Source organism: Phycisphaerales bacterium (genome assembly GCA_020852515.1).
Lineage (GTDB): Bacteria > Planctomycetota > Phycisphaerae > Phycisphaerales > UBA5793 > UBA5793.
Window position 1 is genome coordinate 1 of sequence record JADZAS010000009.1, and the last position, 17,928, is coordinate 17,928.

The window sequence follows — 17,928 nt, forward strand, 5'->3', positions numbered from 1 at the left end:
GACAACCCGTTGAGGGCCGGCTCCGCGGCCCACAGAAAAGCCCGGGCAAGGCACCCGGGCGATGTGCTGCGCTAGATGGTCTGGCGGTTTCGTGTCGCATCTGGCGGTTTCGGTCGCGCCGCTACGCAACGGAAACCGGCGGCAACACGAACGAGAAAGTCGTGCCTCGGCCAAGCGAGGATGTGACGGCCAACTGCGAGCCGGCTGCGCGGATGATGCCGTGTACGAGCGAGAGACCAAGGCCAGTGGAGATGCCGCGCGTCTTGGTGGTAAAGAAGGGGTCGAGGCAGCGCTTCAACACTTCCGGCGGCATTCCGGGTCCGTTGTCGCTGACGCCGATGCGCACGCCCTCACCGGACTCCTCGGCTTGAGCCCACAGGCGCACCAGCCCGTCGTCGCGCCCGCGCAGCACTTCGCCGGCGTTCTGAATGAGGTTGAACGCGACCTGCGCGAGCCGGTGCGGTGCAATTCGAACGGCTGGCAGGTTTGCCGGAATCTCGGTCTTGAGGTTGACGCCGCGCGGCAGTGAATTCCGCAGGATCGGCTCGATCTCGTCGAGCCATGCAGGCAACTTCACGAGTTCATCGCCGCTGCTGCGCGAAGGATCCAGCGAGACCAGGCGCAATCCGCTGGCCAGCCGCCGCAGGTATTGCACGCACATTGTCAGGTGGCGCACGCCTTCCTCGAGGTCCGGCGGCAGTTGGGCGGCCTTGATGGAGTTCGTCCACACGCTCAAGGGCAGGAGCAGGTTGCCCATGTCGTGGCCCAGCCCGGCGCAGAGGGTGCCTATCGACGCCATGCGCTCGGAGAGCCGCAACTCGCGCTGACTCCGCTCGAGTTCGCGCGTGCGCTCGGCGAGGCGTTCGGCGTGGATGCGCGCTTCCTCGGACTTGCGATGCAGTTCGACGAAGACGGACACCTTGGCCCGCAGCACCTCGGGAATAACCGGGGCGAAGATGTAATCGACAGCGCCGAGCGAATAGCCCCGCAGTGCGTCGATCTCGTTCATGTTGACGGCCGAGACGAAGATGATCGGCGTGGTCGCTGAGCGCACGCGCGAGCGGATCATGCGGGCGGTTTCGAAGCCGTCCATGTCGGGCATGTTGACGTCAAGAATGATGGTGGCAAAATCGCGCGAGAGCAGCTGGCGCAGCGCTTCCCGCCCCGACGAAGCCGCGATGACGTTCTCTCCGAGCGCCGCCAGCGCCGCCTCGAGCGCCAGCAGTTTGCTGGCGTTGTCATCCACGACGAGGATGTCAACCGCCTGCCGTGGAGGCGCTGCCTCCGGACCCGGCGGCGCGGCCGATCCCCACTTGCCGTTGCTTTCAGACACTGGATGCCTCCGTTTGCACTTCGGCGGCCTCGTCGCGCGGCAGCCAGGCGCAGAGGACCGAGAGCAACTGATCCGGCGCCACCGGCTTGGGCACGTAGTCCGACGCGCCCGCTTCAATGCACTTCTCGCGATCGCCTTTCATGGCGCGGGCGGTGAGCGCGATGATCGGCAGCACCTTGAACTTGTCCAGCGCGCGGATCTCGTGCATCGCCTGGAACCCGTCCATACCGGGCATCATGATATCCATGAGCACGATATCGATGTCCGGCTCCGCCTTGAGCATGTTGATCGCCGCCTGCCCGTTGTCGGCAAAGGCCACATCCATCTTATACCGCTCGAGAAGACTGGTCAGCGCAAAGATATTTCGCAGGTCGTCGTCAACCACCAGCACGCGCTTGCCCTCAAGCCGGGCGAGATCTTCGGCGCCGGCTTTGGCCTGCGCCTTGCGGACCGACGGGCTGATGAGAATCGGCGGATTGAGAATGTCGCCGATTTCTTCGCGCAGGCGCTCGGGGCGGTCCACGATGCGGAAAGTGGCAGAGGTTTCCTTGAGGCGCTCGCGGAACTCGGCGGTGAGCGGCCGATCGGCGACGTAGACGAGGATGAGTCCGTGGTCGCCGTCCGTTTCGCTCTGGAGGCGCGCCAGGAATTCATCGGCCGCCATGTCAGAGAGCTGCGGCGGGACGACGATGCAGTGCGCGCCGTCGCGGTTGATGCCGGCCAGTGCTTCGGCGCCGCTGGGATAGGTGGCGACGACGGCGTCCTTCACCTCAACCAGCGCCGCCAGCCTGCTGCACATTTCGGCGTCGGCGGCGACGACAATGCGCCGCTGCCCGCCGCCGGACTTGATCTGCCGAAGCAGGTGCCGCAGCGCCGGCGGATCGACGGGTTTGAGCCAATACGAGGTGGCGCCGAGTTCGAGGATGCGATCGTGCCCTTCAGTGACGCCGGAGATGACGTGCACGGGCGTGTCCTGCGTCTCCGCGTTGGATTTGAGCGCCGCGAGCACTTCCGTGCCGCTGATGTCGGGCAGGCGCAGATCAAGAGTGATCGCCGCCGGGCGGAAGCGGCGGGCCAGCGCCAGCGCCGCGTCGCCGCGCGATGCGACCACTGCCTTGAGCCCGGCGTCGTGCGCCATGTCAACAAGGATGCGCGCAAAGCCCGACTCGTTCTCGACGATGAGCAAAACCCGGTCCCGGGGCTCGATGGACTCAAGGTCATCGACGAGGTCCAGCGCAGCGCGGGGCGACGAGGCGTACGCGCCGGCAGCCTTCTCCGCCTCGGGCAGCAGGCGGGTCGGCAGCGATCGGTCGCGATCGCTCAGCGACGGATGCTGGTCGGGGATGTAGAGCGTGAAGTTCGATCCCGAGCCAGGCTCGCTCTGCAGCGTGAGTTCGCCGCCCAGCAGGCGGGCGATCTCGCGGCTGATCGACAGGCCGAGCCCCGTGCCGCCGTACTTGCGCGCCGTTGAACCGTCGGCCTGCTGGAAGGCCTCGAAAATCGATCGCTGTTTGTCCGGCGGGATGCCGATGCCGGTGTCCTCCACAGAGATGGCGATGACCGCATCCGCGGCGTCGAGCGTCGGGTGGTCCATGCTCCAGCCGGATTCGACCCTGCTGATCCGCAGCGACACCCGGCCGTGCTCGGTGAACTTGAACGCGTTCGAGAGCAGGTTCTTGATGACCTGACGGAGGCGCTTGGAGTCGGTGGCGAGGATCGGCGGCAGATCGTCGTCGATCTCGATCTCGAAGACCAGGCCCTTGCCGTCGGCCACGTGCCGGAACGTACGATCGACGAACTCGCGCAGGTCGGCGAAGAGCACCTCGTCGATTTCGATCGTAACCGTTCCCGATTCGATCTTGGACAGATCGAGGATGTCGTTGATCAGGCCCATCAGGTCGGTGCCCGCGGTGTGGATGGTGCGGGCGAACTTCACCTGCTTGACGCTGAGGTTGCCTTCGGGGTTTTCCGAAAGCTGGTGGGCCAGGATGAGAAGCGAATTGAGCGGCGTGCGCAACTCGTGCGACATGTTCGCAAGGAACTCGGACTTGTACTTCGACGTGAGCGCCAGCTGAGTCGCCTTCTCTTCGAGCGCCACCTTGGCCTGTTCGACTTCGCGGTTCTTGCGCTCGACTTCCGACTTCTGGTCGGCGAGCAGGCGGGCCTTTTCTTCAAGCTGCGCGTTGGTCTGCTGCAGTTCCTCCTGCCGGCTCTGCAGTTCGCTGGCCAGCGACTGGGACTGCTTGAGCAGTTCCTCGGTGCGCATGTTCGCTTCGATGGTGTTGATGACGATGCCGATCGACTCGGTCAACTGATCGAGGAACATCTCGTGCATGGCGTTGAAGTCGCGCAGCGACGCGAGTTCGATGACCGCCTTGACGTGACCCTCGAAGAGGACGGGAAGAACGATGACGCTCGCCGGCCGCGCCGAGCCCAGCGCAGAGCCGATGCGCAGGTAGGTGTCGGGCGTCTCGGTGAGCAGAATGCGCCTCCCCTCGAGCGCGCATTGCCCCACGAGCCCTTCGCCCAGCGCAATCTCCGGTTCTTCGCTGTCTTCGGCGCACGCGTAGCCGGCGAGCATCCTCAATCGAGGCTCTTCCTGCCCCGTGTCAATCAGGTAGAAGGCGCCCTGGTGCGCGCCCACCAGCGGGGCCAGTTCCGACAGGATCAGGCGCGACACCGGGATGAGGTCGCGCTGACCCTGCAGCATGCGCGTGAAGCGGGCCAGGTTCGTCTTGAGCCAGTCCTGGTCGGAGTTCTTCTGCGTGGTCTCACGCAGATTGTCGATCATTTCATTGATGTTGTCCTTGAGGGCCGCCACCTCGCCGCGGGCTTCGACGCGGATCGACCGCGTGAGGTCGCCCTTGGTCACCGCGGTGGCCACTTCGGCAATAGCGCGAACCTGCGTCGTCAGGTTTTCGGCCAACTGGTTCACGTTGTCGGTCAGCGCCTTCCAGAAGCCCGCAGCGCCCGGCACGCTCGCCTGGCCGCCGAGTTTGCCTTCCACACCCACTTCGCGGGCCACGCTGGTGACCTGGTCGGCAAAGGTGGCCAGCGTGTCGATCATGCCGTTGATCGTGTCGGCCAATGCGGCGATCTCGCCCTTGGCCTCGAGCTGCAACTTCTGCCGCAGGTTGCCGTTGGCCACGCCGGTGACGACGCGCGCGATGCCGCGCACCTGGGCGGTGAGGTTCGACGCCATGAGGTTGACGTTGTCGGTGAGGTCCTTCCACGTGCCGGCGACGCCCTTCACCTGGGCCTGTCCGCCGAGCTTACCTTCGGTGCCCACTTCACGGGCCACGCGGCTCACTTCATTGGCGAACGCGTTCAACTGGTCCACCATCGTGTTGATGGTGTCTTTGAGTTCGAGGATCTCGCCCTTGACATCGACGGTGATCTTCTTGGTGAGGTTGCCGTTGGCCACGGCGGTAGTCACGGCGGCGATGTTGCGCACCTGGCTGGTCAGGTTCGACGCCATGAGATTCACGTTGTCGGTGAGGTCCTTCCACGTGCCGGCGACGCCGAATACGTTGGCCTGACCGCCAAGGCGGCCTTCGGTGCCCACTTCGCGGGCCACGCGGGTCACTTCCGACGCGAACGACCTCAACTGCTCGACCATCGTGTTGATGGTTTCCTTGAGTTCGAGCATTTCGCCGCGCACGTCCACGGTGATCTTCTTTGAAAGGTCGCCCTTGGCGACAGCGGTGGTCACTTCGGCGATGTTGCGCACCTGGCTGGTCAGGTTGGACGCCATGGAATTGACGTTGTCGGTGAGGTCCTTCCACGTGCCGCTCACGCCCTTGACGTCGGCCTGGCCGCCGAGCTTGCCTTCGGTGCCCACCTCGCGGGCCACGCGGGTCACTTCCGAGGCGAACGAACTCAACTGGTCCACCATGGTGTTGATGGTGTTCTTGAGGTCGAGGATCTCGCCCTTGACGTCCACCGTGATCTTCTTGGAGAGATCGCCCCTGGCCACGGCGGTGGTCACATCGGCAATGTTGCGCACCTGGGCGGTGAGGTTGCCGGCCATCAGGTTGACGTTGTCGGTGAGGTCCTTCCACGTGCCGGCAACGCCCTTCACGTCGGCCTGTCCGCCGAGTTTCCCTTCCGTGCCCACTTCGCGGGCCACGCGGGTCACTTCCGACGCGAACGACCCCAGCTGATCCACCATCGTGTTAATGGTGTTTTTCAGTTCGAGGATCTCGCCCTGCACGTCCACGGTGATCTTGCGCGACAGGTCGCCGTTGGCGATGGCGGTAGATACTTCGGCGATGTTGCGCACCTGGGCCGTGAGGTTGCCGGCCATCAGGTTCACGTTGTCGGTGAGGTCCTTCCACGTGCCGGCGACGCCCTTTACATCGGCCTGTCCGCCGAGTTTGCCTTCGGTGCCCACTTCGCGAGCCACGCGGGTTACTTCCGATGCGAACGAACTCAACTGGTCCACCATGGTGTTAATGGTGTTTTTCAGATTGAGAATCTCTCCCTGCACATCGACGGTGATCTTGCGCGACAGGTCGCCGTTGGCCACGGCGGCGACCACCTGGTCGATGTTGCGCACCTGGGCGGTGAGGTTGCCTGCCATGAGGTTGACGTTGTCGGTCAGATCTTTCCACGTGCCCGCGACGCCCTTCACCTGGGCCTGTCCGCCGAGTTTCCCTTCGGTGCCCACTTCGCGGGCCACGCGGGTCACTTCCGACGCGAACGAGCTCAACTGGTCCACCATGGTGTTGATGGTGTTCTTGAGGTCGAGGATCTCGCCCTTCACATCGACGGTGATCTTGCGCGACAGATCGCCCTTGGCCACGGCGGTGGTGACGTCGGCGATGTTGCGCACCTGGTCGGTGAGATTGCCGGCCATGAGGTTGACGTTGTCGGTCAGGTCCTTCCACGTGCCGGCGACGCCCTTCACGTCGGCCTGTCCGCCGAGTTTGCCCTCGGTGCCCACTTCGCGGGCCACGCGCGTCACTTCCGACGCGAACGAACTCAACTGATCCACCATCGTGTTAATGGTGTTCTTGAGGTCGAGGATCTCGCCCTTCACATCCACCGTGATCTTCTTGGAGAGGTCACCCTTGGCCACGGCGGTGGTCACCTCGGCGATGTTGCGCACCTGAGCCGTGAGGTTGCCGGCCATGAGGTTGACGTTGTCGGTGAGGTCTTTCCAGGTGCCGGCGACGCCGGGGATGTCCGCCTGCCCGCCGAGTTTGCCGTCGGTTCCCACTTCGCGGGCCACGCGAATGACTTCCGACGCAAACGCGTTCAGCTGGTCCACCATGCTGTCTACGGTGCGCGCAGCGCGGAGGAACTGGCCCTGCAAGGGTCGGCCCTCCACGTCCAGCGCCACGGACTGCGTCAGATCGCCGTTGGCCACGGCCCCGATGACGCGCGACATTTCCATCGTCGGGCGCACGAGGTCGTCGATGAGCGCATTGACGGAGTGTTCGAGGGTGGCCCACGAACCCGACACGGCGCCGAGCGATACGCGATGGCTCACCTTTCCTTCGATGCCGACCACGAGGCTGATGCGCTCAAGTTCGGCAGTGAGGCGAGCGTTCTGCTCGATCACGTCGTTGAGCGTGTCGGCGATCTTGCCGGCCGTGCCGTGCCAGTGCACGGGCAGACGGACGGAGAAGTCGCCTTTCTTGAGCGAGACGAGGCATTCGAGCAGGGCTTCGGTGTCGATCGTGTCGCTGGTCGCTTTGGAAGGCATGGGTGACCTCGTCATGGTGGTCCCGAGATATCGCCGGCCGGGGCGTCGTCGCCACATTGCGATGCGCCGGCAGGCGGCGTGAGCAGGTGAATGAACAGGTCTGCGGGCTCTTCGCCGAATCGAGTGTGCCGCTGACAGATCGCCTCGACTTCCGGCGAGAGTGCAAAGGCGCCGTCGGCGACGGAGCGAATGCCGTCAACCAGCGCCTCTTCCCCGTCGCTCTTGGAGATGTAGCCCCAGGCGCCGGCGCGGATGCTCCGCTCGAACAGTTCCGGGCTCACGTGCCCGCTGAAGACGATGATGCGCGCCGCGCAGCCGGCGCGGCTCAGCGCCGCAGCCGCCTCGAGCGGATCGCCGCCGGGCAAATCGAGATCGAGCAGAATGATGTCAGGATGCGCGCGCAGCGCCGTCGAGATGAGATCGTCGGTGGTGTCGATATTGCCGATCCACTCAAACCCGCCTGAGGACCGAAGTTTGGCGATGATTGCTTCGGCCACGAGGGCATTGTCATCGACGCACAAAACTCGCACGGGTAAGGTTGCACTCATCGCGCAGCAGTCTACACCATTTCCCCGGAGCATGAGTAAGCGAAAACCTTAAGCGAACGCCGCCTCGCCGGCCGAAACCTTCCGAATCGCGGCCAGCACGGCATCGGGCGAGCCAAGTTTGTCCACCAGACCCCACGCTCCGCTTTCCATCGCCGCCTGGGCCGTTTGCGCGTCGTGGTATGCCGAGTGGATGATCACCCGGCAGCCGGGTTTGCGCCGGCTCAGTTCCGCCACAGCATCGAGCGGATCGCGGCCAGGCATCGACAGATCAACGAGCATGACCGACACTCCTTCAGGCGCCCGGGCGAGCAGTTCATCGGCGCTGTCGAGCGACTCGACCACAGCCATGTCGGGCTGCTGGTTGATCAGCATCTCCCACGTGGAGCGCAGGCGAGGCTCATCATCCACCAGCACCACGCGCACACGCTCCTCCATGCCACAACCTCCGCTCGCGCCCCGCCACCGGCGCCCTGGATAGCCAGATCATACTCGGCTTTCGGGCGCGGGGTGGGCGTTGACGCGCGGTCGGCGAAGGTCAGGCCGGCCGGGGCCCACTGCCCATGCTGCTGATTGCAGCCCCTCGACGGCTGAAGCCGCCTTCACCAGGACATAGCACGGTCCAGTCGGACGACGTTACTGGGCAGGCACGACTCCAGGTCCAGAAGTTGCAGATATGTTCCGCAGACTTCGCGCGTCCCCAGTCCGTCAAGCACGCGTCCGCCATTGGGGCCCGAATTCGTCTGATAGACGACCCTCGCGCCCGAGAAACCGAGGCCGAGCCATGTTCCGGCGCAGGGCAGGTTGCCGGGAACGTAGAAAAAGCCGCGATCGCTCGCATGAAGCAGCGCGACCCGGCCGTTTGGAGTGGCCCGCTCCCAGCGCACGGTGATGCGGAACTGTCCTACTGAGCACTCGGCCTCGACGGAAAGCACCGGTCCGCAGCGGCCGTGGCGGTCATAGATACACGCATTACCGAGGCGTGCGACGACCGGCACACCCGAACCACCGATGACGAGAGTGTCCGGGGTCAGTACGACCGGTCGACCAAAGTCATTGCCGTACGGAGTGTCAATGTCGCGCATCCGGTCTTCGAACAGCCACTCATCGTTGGTCAGACGATAGCGGAAAGCGCGACCGGCGCCGGCATGGCTGTCGTCCGGTTCTCCCACCACAATGAGGTCGCCGTCCAGGGCGACGTCTGCCGCGAACTCGTTTCCGGATGCAGGGTCGGGGGATTCGATTTTGGCGTGTTCGGTCCAAGTCTCTCCGACACGTTTGAACACGTACGCCGCACCTGCTGCCGAGTTGTGTTTCGCAGCGTCGAGTATTGCCCACTCGCCGCCGATTCTTGCGTGCCGGCCCGCGAGGTCAGAGAACGCTCCGTCGGATGCAGCCAGCAGCGCCTCGTAAACCCACTGCCCATTGTCGAGACGGTACACGAACGCGGCTCCCGTATTGATGTCGTTGGCGTCGTAGCCGAACGCTCCGATGAGCAGGCGATCGCCGGACTTGCTCAATGATGAGCCGAACGCGTCGACTATTTGAGGATTGGGCAGGAGGATCGTCTGCACATGCTCCCACTGTGCCCCATTGAAGTGATAGGTCTGAACCGCGCCTTCGCCGCGCTCAATCGGATTCGCTCCCGAGAATCCGAGGTAGGCGTCGTCGCCATCCAGTAGCACCTGCATCGAGAGCCCCTCATTGGGTCGCGGCGTGGGATTGGCGAGAATACCTTGGAACTGCCATCGCGAGCCGTTGAGCGCATAGACGGCCGCGGCGCCGGCGCCGTCAGCGCCGAGATCGGCTCCCTGGATCGCAATCAGCACTCGATTCCCGCTCACGCTTACGGACCGGCCAAACTGGTCCTGCTCTCGCGGCATCGGATTCATGATGATCGAATGTTCGCTCCATTGGGCACCGTCGCGATGGTACATGTAGACGACGCCCGTGTTGACAGCATTGCCGTCTGTGAAGGGAGCGCCGACCGCCATCCATGATCCATCGACTGCGATTGATTCGCCGAAGCCGTCACTTTGAACCGACTGGGAGCCGTAGACCACCCCGAAATTCTCCAGACATTGTGCTTGGACGGCTGTCTGAGCGCCAATGGCCAGCACAACAGCTGCCGGTGCCGCGAGCCTGTTCAGTCGATGCGTCATGACTTGTCCTCCTTCAGTCAACGAAATGTCGTGATGAGCGGCTGGCTCAGTGCGCAGCCGGTGGGTTCGATCATCTGAATGATGAATATCCGCCCGCGCGCCGCCGGGGGCACCATCAGTTGCAGTGTCACCACGCCGTCCTGGTCGGCGACGGTCGAGCCGGCAGTGCTGGATTGGCGCATTTCGACGATGGCGGTAGGGCAGCCGGCTGGATGGCTGTAGCCCAGTTGCGTGCCGTACAGCAGCCGCACCTGCGCGCCGGGCGTGGCGCCGGTGGCAACGATGGTATTCATCTGGCCTGCAATGCCCGGCGTCGGCGGACTGAGATGCAGCGGCGTCGGCACGAGTACGACTGCTCGTTCGGTCTCGTCGCGCTTCGCGGCTCCCGCGATGTACCCGGAGTCATTGATGGCGCGAGCCGAAGTGATTTCCCACCCGCTGCTGGGAGTGATGAAGTCGTTGAGGTCATAAGGCTGGCGGTCAATCCAGATGCACGGCCGCAAGCCGTTGCCCGGGGGATCGGCGTTGCCGACGATCACGCCGTTGTTGTTGATGTCCAGTGCGTAACTCCGCTTGCCGCCCAACGAAGGCAGCGGCGACATCGTTCCGCCTGTGAAGTCACCTTCGAACAGAAACGCTTCATTATCGCTTGAGCCGACCACCTGGTCGTGGTCGTTCATGGCCTCTGCGAAACTGTCTCGCGCGCCCGGGAGCATGCCCAGCGACGCCATGAGACCGTTCTCCCAGATGATCGCGTGGTGCCAGCCGTTGGCGTCGGTCGCCCAGCCGCAGACGCGGCCGAAGGAATCGACGTCGGCAGCGCCGCTCTCGAAGCCGCCCGGCAGCGTGCCGATGTCAATCATCTGTTGGTCGCGCAGTACAAATCCATGTTCAAGCCTGTCTGAGGTTTCCGCCCAGCCCACAACGACGTCGTTGCGATTGACTCCCAGCGCCTGAGATCGCGCGCCTCCAAGTGTGCCGATGCTGTACACCTGTTGATTGACCCAGACGGCGGCCAGTGGCGTGGAGGAGTTGAAATTGGACCAGCCGACAATGGTCCCGTGATCATTCATGGCGGCGGCGGCGGCGTCTTCGCGCGAATCGATCCGCGGCAGTTCGCTCAACACGCCGAGATTCCAGAGGACGGGCGCGTTCACGCCGGTGCCGGACTCGCCGACCGCCTGTCCGAAAGAGTTGATGTCGTAGGTAACCGTGAAGTCGCGGCGGCTTGGATACAGCGTGCCGACATCGATGACGCGGTATGACGACTGCGCTGCCGCAAGAGCCGTCGTTCCGAGGACGCAGCACGTGGCCGCCAGCATTCGAAACCGAACTTTCATGTCGTTCTCTCCTTCGCGATTGGGAGACATCTGGCCTACTCCGGCCCGAAGGTGAAGAAGGTGAGGTTGCTCACTTCGCAGTTTGCCGGGTCCACGAGTTGCAGCAGCACGGGAATGTCGAAGGCCTGGGTTGGCACGTAAATGCCGATGCGCGCCACTCCGTCGGCGTCGGTCATCGCACTGCCGATGATGCGGGGCCCGGCCAGTTCAATGACGCTCCCGCTGCAACCCGGCAGACCCGTTGCGCCGAGCGAGCGGCTCAGGAGCAGGTGCACGGTGCTCATCGGCGCCGCGCCGACGACGTGGAAGCGATTGCTGCGGCCCACCAGGCCCGGGTTGGGCTCACTGACCAGCAACCGATCCATGAACGAAGGCGCCCAGGCGGCGCCGCACATCACATTTAGACGCTGCACCGGGGTAGTCAGCGGGTCGAGAAAGACGCCCGCAACCAGGTCGTACACGTAGATCGGTTCATTGCGATCCGACACAAAGTAGGCGCGCCCGTCTCCAGCCGCGAGACCATCCAGATCCAAAATGTGCTGTTGCGGGTAGATCGTGAGGAACTCCAGTTCCAGTTCAACGGGATCGATGCGGTACAGAGCACCACCCTCGGCGCCAGTGCCGTCGGCCAGCCCGAGCAGCGACTTCGTCAGGCCGTCGTAATCGATGCCCCCGAAGTGAAAGTCAGGGTTGAGCGGCATGACGAGCGCCGCTTCGCGCGTCGTCAGATCGATCTGATAGAGGGCTGACTGCGGCGCTTCAGCGATGCCGTACAGGATGCCGGCGTCGCTGTCCCACGCCAGGCCGAGCATGGATATCGGCTCCCCGTCAAACTCGATGACGCCGAGATACGAAGGACGCAGCGTTTCGGCGGAAACGGAAAACAACCCCTCGTCGCTGCAGTAGTAGATCAGGCCAAGATCGTTATCCGCCGTCATGCCCCAGGCGCCGCCCGCGCCATAGAGCCAGGGAGAGAGCACCTGGAACGACCGATCGTTTTCGACGTCGATGAGGTACTGCGGTCCGTCGAAGCGGTCCGTGGCGAACATCAATTGTGCACTTACCGGGCCGGCTGCGGTCAGCGCCAACATCGCGAGCACGTGTCGGGCCCATTGTTCAATCTTCGTCATGTGTTGGAGTCCCTTCGTTCAGTGTGCGCCGCGGTTCATTCGATGGTTCGAGTCACAACACCAGTGGTCTTGCCTTGCTGGGCGCCCTGGAAGAGCACGCGCGCACCGCTCGTGCCTGGCGGTACGTTGAGCGTCCACATGATGTCGCCCTGTTCGTCAGTCCGACCTCGCGCCGCGAGCCGCGGGCGATGCAACTGGAGTTCCACGCCCAGCGGCGGGATGTACGTCAAACCGAAGCCGCTGGTGCCGTAGGCCAGGAATACGGGGGCGACTGGTGTGCCTCCGGTGATTTGCACATCCACGGGTTGTCCGGAGATCAGCGATCCGACCTCGAGCGAGGGATCGGGAATGAGCACGTAGCCCTCCCTGCGGCCCTCGCGCCGGCCGAGGCCGACGATCCAGCCGCGATTGTTGATGTCATTGGCGGACTGGAGCACCCAGCCCGTCCCCAAGACGTATTGGTTGAGATCAATCACTTGTCCGTCGCGCCACATCACCGCGCGTTCGCCCAGCTCGTTGGAACTGGCGGTTCCGACGATGACGCCGACGTCGTTTATGGCTGCCGGACGGGTCCAGGCGTCGCCGCCAAGGCGGGGCAGTTCGGCGATCTCCCTTTGATCCCAGATGCACGGCGCCGTGGTGGAGTTGTCGGCGGAGTAGCCGACGATCACGCCGTGCTTGTTGATCGAGACGGCCATGGAAGTCAGGTGATCTTCGAGCACTCCCAGATCGGTCATCATGCCATCCGCCCAGATGTATGCGTGCTCGAAGCCGCCGGCGGTGTCGGCTTGTCCCACGACCTGTGAGTGCTCATTGATGTCGAGAGCGATGGAATCGGCGCCGCCGAGCGCGCCAAGGTCGGTGAAGATGCCGTCCTCCCAGAGGAAAGCGGTCGTGCGGCCGAAACTTCCCTCCGTCGCTTCTCCGACGATCTGGTCCAGATCATTGATCGCGGCCGCCTGCGACTTTGCGTAGCCGGGCAGTGTTCCAAGCGAGATCTGCTGTCCGTCCTCCCACATCGCTGCCAGAAACTCGGAATTTCGTCCGACGGCGTGCCCCAGGTGATTGATGTCTACCGCGCTGGCGTTCCCGAGAACGTGCAATTGGCCGTCTTCCCAGAGGACGGCCAGGTCGGGCCCGCCGCCGCCATAGCCCCGACTGTAGCCGACGACCTGCCCTGCGTTGTTCAATCCATAGGCGTCGCTGTCGAGATCCTGCATGCTGATGCTGTAGATCTGGTAGTGTTGTGCCATCGCCTGAACGTTGGTGACGGCCGCGGCAACGGCGCACGCGGCTACGCGGAGCATTCTGCGCCTGCACTTGACTCTCTGTTTCACTTCCGCACCGGCCTTTCTGCCCCTCGGCTTCACTCAAGGAGAGTCAATCCACTTGGACTGGATCGCTGACCGAGCACGTCAGGATATTGAGCAGTTGCATGTATCCGCCGCACACCCTCTGGCTAACCTGCGTGGTCACCGACCGATTGCCCTGTACACCCGCGTCCCCCATGTACGCCAGCTGGAGATTTCTCGGATCAAGGTCCAGCGACACACCCTCGCATGGGCCGCCCGGAGGCAGGCTTGACTGCCCGGTCTGCGGCGAGAAGAAGATCGCCACCATTCCGCCCGGAGTGGCGTTTGTCCAAGAGAGGCGAAGCGCGCCTGCATACGGGCATGGGGAAATGATTTCCAGCGTCGGGCGGCAGTCGGCTACATCAATGACGTGCACCTGCCCGCCGTACTGATCGCCGAAGATGTGGTCGCGCCAGTTCACCCAGGCATCGGTGTCGGTCAGCGCAATCGCGTCGGCAAACTGATCACCCACTTCGGATCGCGACGCGATCAGCCGCGGGCCCTGCACCCACGCACCATCCATCCGGCGGAAGAGGTACGCTGCGCCGCTGCCCGAGTTGACGGTTTCGCTGGGGGCGGCGATGAGCGCCGTATCGCCGCGCACGGCGATTCGCGCACCGAAGCGCCGGCTGGTTCCCTGCAGGTCGAAGATCGAGAAGGAACTGGACTCGGTTTCGTTCCAGACACCCAACTCGCGCCGGTAGACGTAGACGCGCCCGGGCCCACTCGATTGTCGGCCGCCGATCAGCGCTTCGTCGCCGTCGAGGCACACGCCGCGTCCGAACGCGCCGCTTGATTCAGGATCGCTCGGGAGCAGGTGGGCGGTCTCCACCCACTCGTCATTGACCTTTTCGAACACCCACGCTGCCCCGTAGCCACTTGCCGCTTCGGATGCACCGGCGAGTACGGTGCCGTTCTGCACTGACAAGGCCATGCCAAGACGGTCGTTCGTTCCGGTGGCGGCGCCGTTGACTTGGGCCACCTGCGTCCAGACGCCATCGATGCGCTCGAAGATGTAGACGAGGCCCTCGCTGTTCTGAGCCCCGGTGGCGCTGATGGCCGCCACGTCGCCATCGAGGGCCACGGCGTAGCCGAAGTACTCGCGCCCACCGGGCTCTTCGACTGAAAACGTATCGACGAGCGTCCAGGTCGAGTCGATGAGTTCGTAGACGTAGGCGGCTCCGCGATGGAGGTCCTGGCCTTCGTGCATGGGAGCGCCGATCAGCAGCGTGTTGCCCTGCATGGCGACGCTGTGGCCGAACTCATCGCCGCCGAAGCGATTGCGATCGGGGCAGTCGATCTTCTGCCGCTGGCGCCACTTGTCCTGCTCAAAGTGCATGATGAAGACCGAGCCGGTCTTGAACTGCGGGACGGCATACGGGGCCTGAAAGCCGCGATTGTCGTTGTAGTCCTGATTGGCCCCAATGGCGGCCCACGGCCCGTCCACGGCGATCGCATTGCCAAACGTCGCGACCGGATCGCCCACGGGGGCGAGGTACTGGTCGCCGGTGCACTGGGCGCGGGCTGATCCAGCGGCTAGGACGGTCCAACCGCATGTCAGCGTCAGCATCGCGATTTTTCTCATTCCAAACTCCTTCTTCGTCCATCGAGCCAGCCGCCGGGGCGAGCGGGCGATGGGCTCCATCCGACTAAACGATGCCAGGCGGTTGGATGGCTCACTTCAGCCGCTGGGTTGCGGCACGATCAGTTTTCCCGCTTCGGCGCCTGATGGGCTTCGAACATTGAACGGACCCGAGTGGCATCTTCGGGACGGCGGGCTTCATCGTAGAGTTGCTCCATCACGTTGATGAGTCGGAATCGGTACTCAGCTTCAGCGTCGGTCAGGCCACTCCAGTCAGACAGGTACGCCTCACCTTCTTGAATCGCGATCACCAACTGGCCAGAATCCGCAAGCGCGACAACCCGTTGCAGCTTCGCCTCAAGCGCTAGCACGTGATATGGGTCAAGGGCCCGTTCAATGTGCTCAAGGAGCGGGTTGAGCAAATCCAATTGCGCCTCGAATTTCTCCTGGGCTCCCATTACGCTCGCCAAACGGATGCGGGATCGCAGCGTCTTGACATGATCCTCACCGAGGACTTCAGTGCGTCGAGACACGACCTCCTCGAATTCCCTTTCCGCTTCCGTGTAGCGGTGTTGCTTCATGTGCACTTCGGCCAGGCCGGCTAGGGCGGAGAGCGTGTACGGAGCGTCTGCTCCAAAGCGTGCACTCACACCGGCGTAGGTCGATTCGGCGACCGCTGCACTCTCCTCCAATTGCCCCAATTCGAGCAGCAATTCGGCTTCGTTGATGCCTGACAGGAGTGCGAACGGACTCTCCTCTCCCTCAAGTCGCCGAAAGGTCGATTGGCTGGCCCGAATCATGTCAAGGGCCTCCGCGAGTCGTCCAAGTCGCCGATAGATCAAGGCAATGTTCTGCTGGCAGCCCGCAACATTGTGCCCGACTTCCCCCTGTGCGAGCTTCGCGAACTTCAGCGCTTGCTGAAACGAATCGAGTGCCGCTTCAGTCTGGCCGAGATCGATCTGAACGAGTCCCTTGCCGTTCCACCAATAGAATCTGAGTTGATCGCTTGGCAGTGTCGATACATCCGACTCAGTCTGATTCAGTAGTCCGAGCGCGTCTGATGTGCGGCCGAGTTCATACAGCATGATTGCTTTGTCAAGCATCGCCACGACCATGCCGCGTCGGTCGTTCGCACGGCGAAAACCCTCGATGGCGACGTCGATGCGTGAGAGCCCTTCGTCGAAGCGCCCTTGCGTCACATCGATCGCCGCGATATGCGAAACGGAGAGCATCGCTTCCGGCGAGCTACCATGTCCTGCTGTTTCATACAACTGGACGCTCCGTGACAAATGGGTCTTCGCCTCGTCCAGTTCTTGAAGAGCCTCTAAAACAAGGCCAATGAGAGAGTGCAGGCCTGCAGCAGTCAGTGGCTCCACTCCAAATTTGTCCTCCACGTCGTCGTACGAATCCCTGAGCAGATCAACGACTCTAAGCCCGGCACGATTACTGCGTGTCGGATCAGCTGAGTTCACCAGATCAAGCACGAACTCGTTGATAGACTTCGCCCGGTGCGTCTGTGCGGCACTCGCCTCACGCGCTGCCTGGAGCCGGGCCATCAGTGCACCCGTCACGCCCACTGCAGTCAGAACGATCAGCACCATCGCCAGAATCGCCGCGACGCCAACGCGATGGCGGCGGGCCAGCAGGCGCAACTGATACGCCGCGATCGCGGGCCGCGCCGTGACCGGCTCGTGCGACAGAAATCGCCGCAGGTCGGCCGCGAGCTCCGAGGCCGATGCGAATCGCTCTGCCGGGGCCTTGGCCAAAGCCTTGAGCAGCACCGCTTCGAGGTCGACGGGAAACCTGCCGTCAACCTCGCGCGGCCGCCTTGGCTGCTCGTTCTGAATGATCGCCGCGGCGCTGCTGATCGTCGCCTCGCGGACCTCGTACGGCAATGCGTCGCACAGCGCTTCGTAGAACACGACACCCAGAGAGTAGACGTCGCTGCGCGCATCCACCTCCGACCCGCTGGTGCACTGCTCCGGACTCATGTACTGCACCGTGCCGGCGCGCGTTGTTCCGATCGCTTCCGTATTGTCGAGCCGCTCGTGATCGAGCGTCCGAGCGATTCCGAAGTCGATGATGCGCACCTGCCCGGCGCCATCCACGAGAATGTTGGCCGGCTTGAGATCGCAATGCACCACGCCGTTCAGGTGGCCGTGGTGCACTGCCTCGCATACCGCGATCATCACTTCCAGCGCTGCGCGGCGGTCGAGTTCGCTCTCGCGCAGATACGTCGACAGGGTCCGCGCGTCGGGCACGTACTCCATCGCAAAGTACGGCAGGCTCGGACCGCCTGCAGTCTCCGCGTGCACGCCCGCTTCGATGATCTGCGCGATGCCGGGGTGACGCAGCCGGCCGAGGCACTCGACCTCGTAGCGGAAGCGCTCGACTGCGACGTGATCTTCCAGAGAGCAGCGCATCACCTTCAGTGCGACGGTTCGCGACGGAGACTCCTGCTGGGCCTTGTAGACCACTCCCATTCCGCCTTGGGCGATGATCTCGATGAGTTGATAGCGGCCGATGACCGACCCGAGGAGACTCTCGGGGTCGAGCAGGGTCAGCAGTGATGGATCAGAACTGAAGGCCGGACTTTCCAGAAACGAGCCGGCCTGATCGTCTGCCTGCAAGAGCGACTCGATGCGCTGCCGCAGCGTCGCGTCGCCGCCGCAGGCTCGCTCAAGATACTCCTCTCGCGCAGCGCTGCTCATCTCGCGCGCGGCTTCGAAGATCCCTCGCTCGCGGCGCACGGTATCCGCGTTCATGCGCTCCTC

General features: G+C 63.7%; 10 protein-coding genes. All 10 read right to left on the bottom strand.

Annotated features, from left to right (window positions below):
* Positions 1-121 precede the first annotated feature (121 nt).
* On the bottom strand, positions 122-1,333 hold the full coding sequence (locus IT430_04020) for a response regulator (GenBank protein ID MCC6907086.1): 1,212 nt from the start codon (positions 1,331-1,333) through the stop codon (positions 122-124).
* Complete coding sequence (locus IT430_04025) at positions 1,326-7,043, bottom strand: HAMP domain-containing protein (GenBank protein MCC6907087.1); 5,718 nt, start codon at positions 7,041-7,043, stop codon at positions 1,326-1,328. Before IT430_04025 ends, IT430_04020 begins: the two co-directional genes overlap by 8 nt.
* 11 nt (positions 7,044-7,054) lie before the next feature.
* The gene (locus tag IT430_04030; protein MCC6907088.1) at positions 7,055-7,540 is read right to left on the bottom strand and encodes a response regulator transcription factor; all 486 of its coding nucleotides are present in this window, start codon (positions 7,538-7,540) and stop codon (positions 7,055-7,057) included.
* 99 nt (positions 7,541-7,639) lie between these two features.
* Positions 7,640-8,026: a response regulator transcription factor gene (locus tag IT430_04035; protein MCC6907089.1), complete on the bottom strand. Its 387-nt coding sequence runs from the start codon at positions 8,024-8,026 to the stop codon at positions 7,640-7,642.
* A gap of 164 nt (positions 8,027-8,190) precedes the next feature.
* Complete coding sequence (locus IT430_04040) at positions 8,191-9,750, bottom strand: hypothetical protein (GenBank protein ID MCC6907090.1); 1,560 nt, start codon at positions 9,748-9,750, stop codon at positions 8,191-8,193.
* 17 nt (positions 9,751-9,767) lie between these two features.
* A complete protein-coding gene (locus IT430_04045) occupies positions 9,768-11,090 on the bottom strand; it encodes a hypothetical protein (protein MCC6907091.1) in 1,323 nt (440 codons plus the stop codon).
* Between the two features lie 35 nt (positions 11,091-11,125).
* On the bottom strand, positions 11,126-12,220 hold the full coding sequence (locus tag IT430_04050; protein MCC6907092.1) for a hypothetical protein: 1,095 nt from the start codon (positions 12,218-12,220) through the stop codon (positions 11,126-11,128).
* Positions 12,221-12,255: 35 nt separating this feature from the next.
* On the bottom strand, positions 12,256-13,527 hold the full coding sequence (locus IT430_04055; GenBank protein ID MCC6907093.1) for a hypothetical protein: 1,272 nt from the start codon (positions 13,525-13,527) through the stop codon (positions 12,256-12,258).
* 73 nt (positions 13,528-13,600) lie between these two features.
* Complete coding sequence (locus IT430_04060) at positions 13,601-15,157, bottom strand: hypothetical protein (protein ID MCC6907094.1); 1,557 nt, start codon at positions 15,155-15,157, stop codon at positions 13,601-13,603.
* A 119-nt stretch (positions 15,158-15,276) separates the two neighbouring features.
* Entirely contained in the window at positions 15,277-17,919 is a 2,643-nt protein-coding gene (locus IT430_04065; GenBank protein MCC6907095.1) for a serine/threonine protein kinase, read from the bottom strand.
* Between the last annotated feature and the right edge of the window lie 9 nt (positions 17,920-17,928).

What these genes read in the sequence shown, in the direction of transcription:
- IT430_04055 (MCC6907093.1), bottom strand. Translation starts at nt 13,527, where the DNA reads ATGCTCCGCGTAGCCGCGTGCGCCGTTGCCGCGGCCGTCACCAACGTT.
- IT430_04060 (MCC6907094.1), bottom strand. Translation starts at nt 15,157, where the DNA reads ATGAGAAAAATCGCGATGCTGACGCTGACATGCGGTTGGACCGTCCTA.
- IT430_04035 (MCC6907089.1), bottom strand. Translation starts at nt 8,026, where the DNA reads ATGGAGGAGCGTGTGCGCGTGGTGCTGGTGGATGATGAGCCTCGCCTG.
- IT430_04065 (MCC6907095.1), bottom strand. Translation starts at nt 17,919, where the DNA reads ATGAACGCGGATACCGTGCGCCGCGAGCGAGGGATCTTCGAAGCCGCG.
- IT430_04045 (MCC6907091.1), bottom strand. Translation starts at nt 11,090, where the DNA reads ATGAAAGTTCGGTTTCGAATGCTGGCGGCCACGTGCTGCGTCCTCGGA.
- IT430_04040 (MCC6907090.1), bottom strand. Translation starts at nt 9,750, where the DNA reads ATGACGCATCGACTGAACAGGCTCGCGGCACCGGCAGCTGTTGTGCTG.
- IT430_04025 (MCC6907087.1), bottom strand. Translation starts at nt 7,043, where the DNA reads ATGCCTTCCAAAGCGACCAGCGACACGATCGACACCGAAGCCCTGCTC.
- IT430_04050 (MCC6907092.1), bottom strand. Translation starts at nt 12,220, where the DNA reads ATGACGAAGATTGAACAATGGGCCCGACACGTGCTCGCGATGTTGGCG.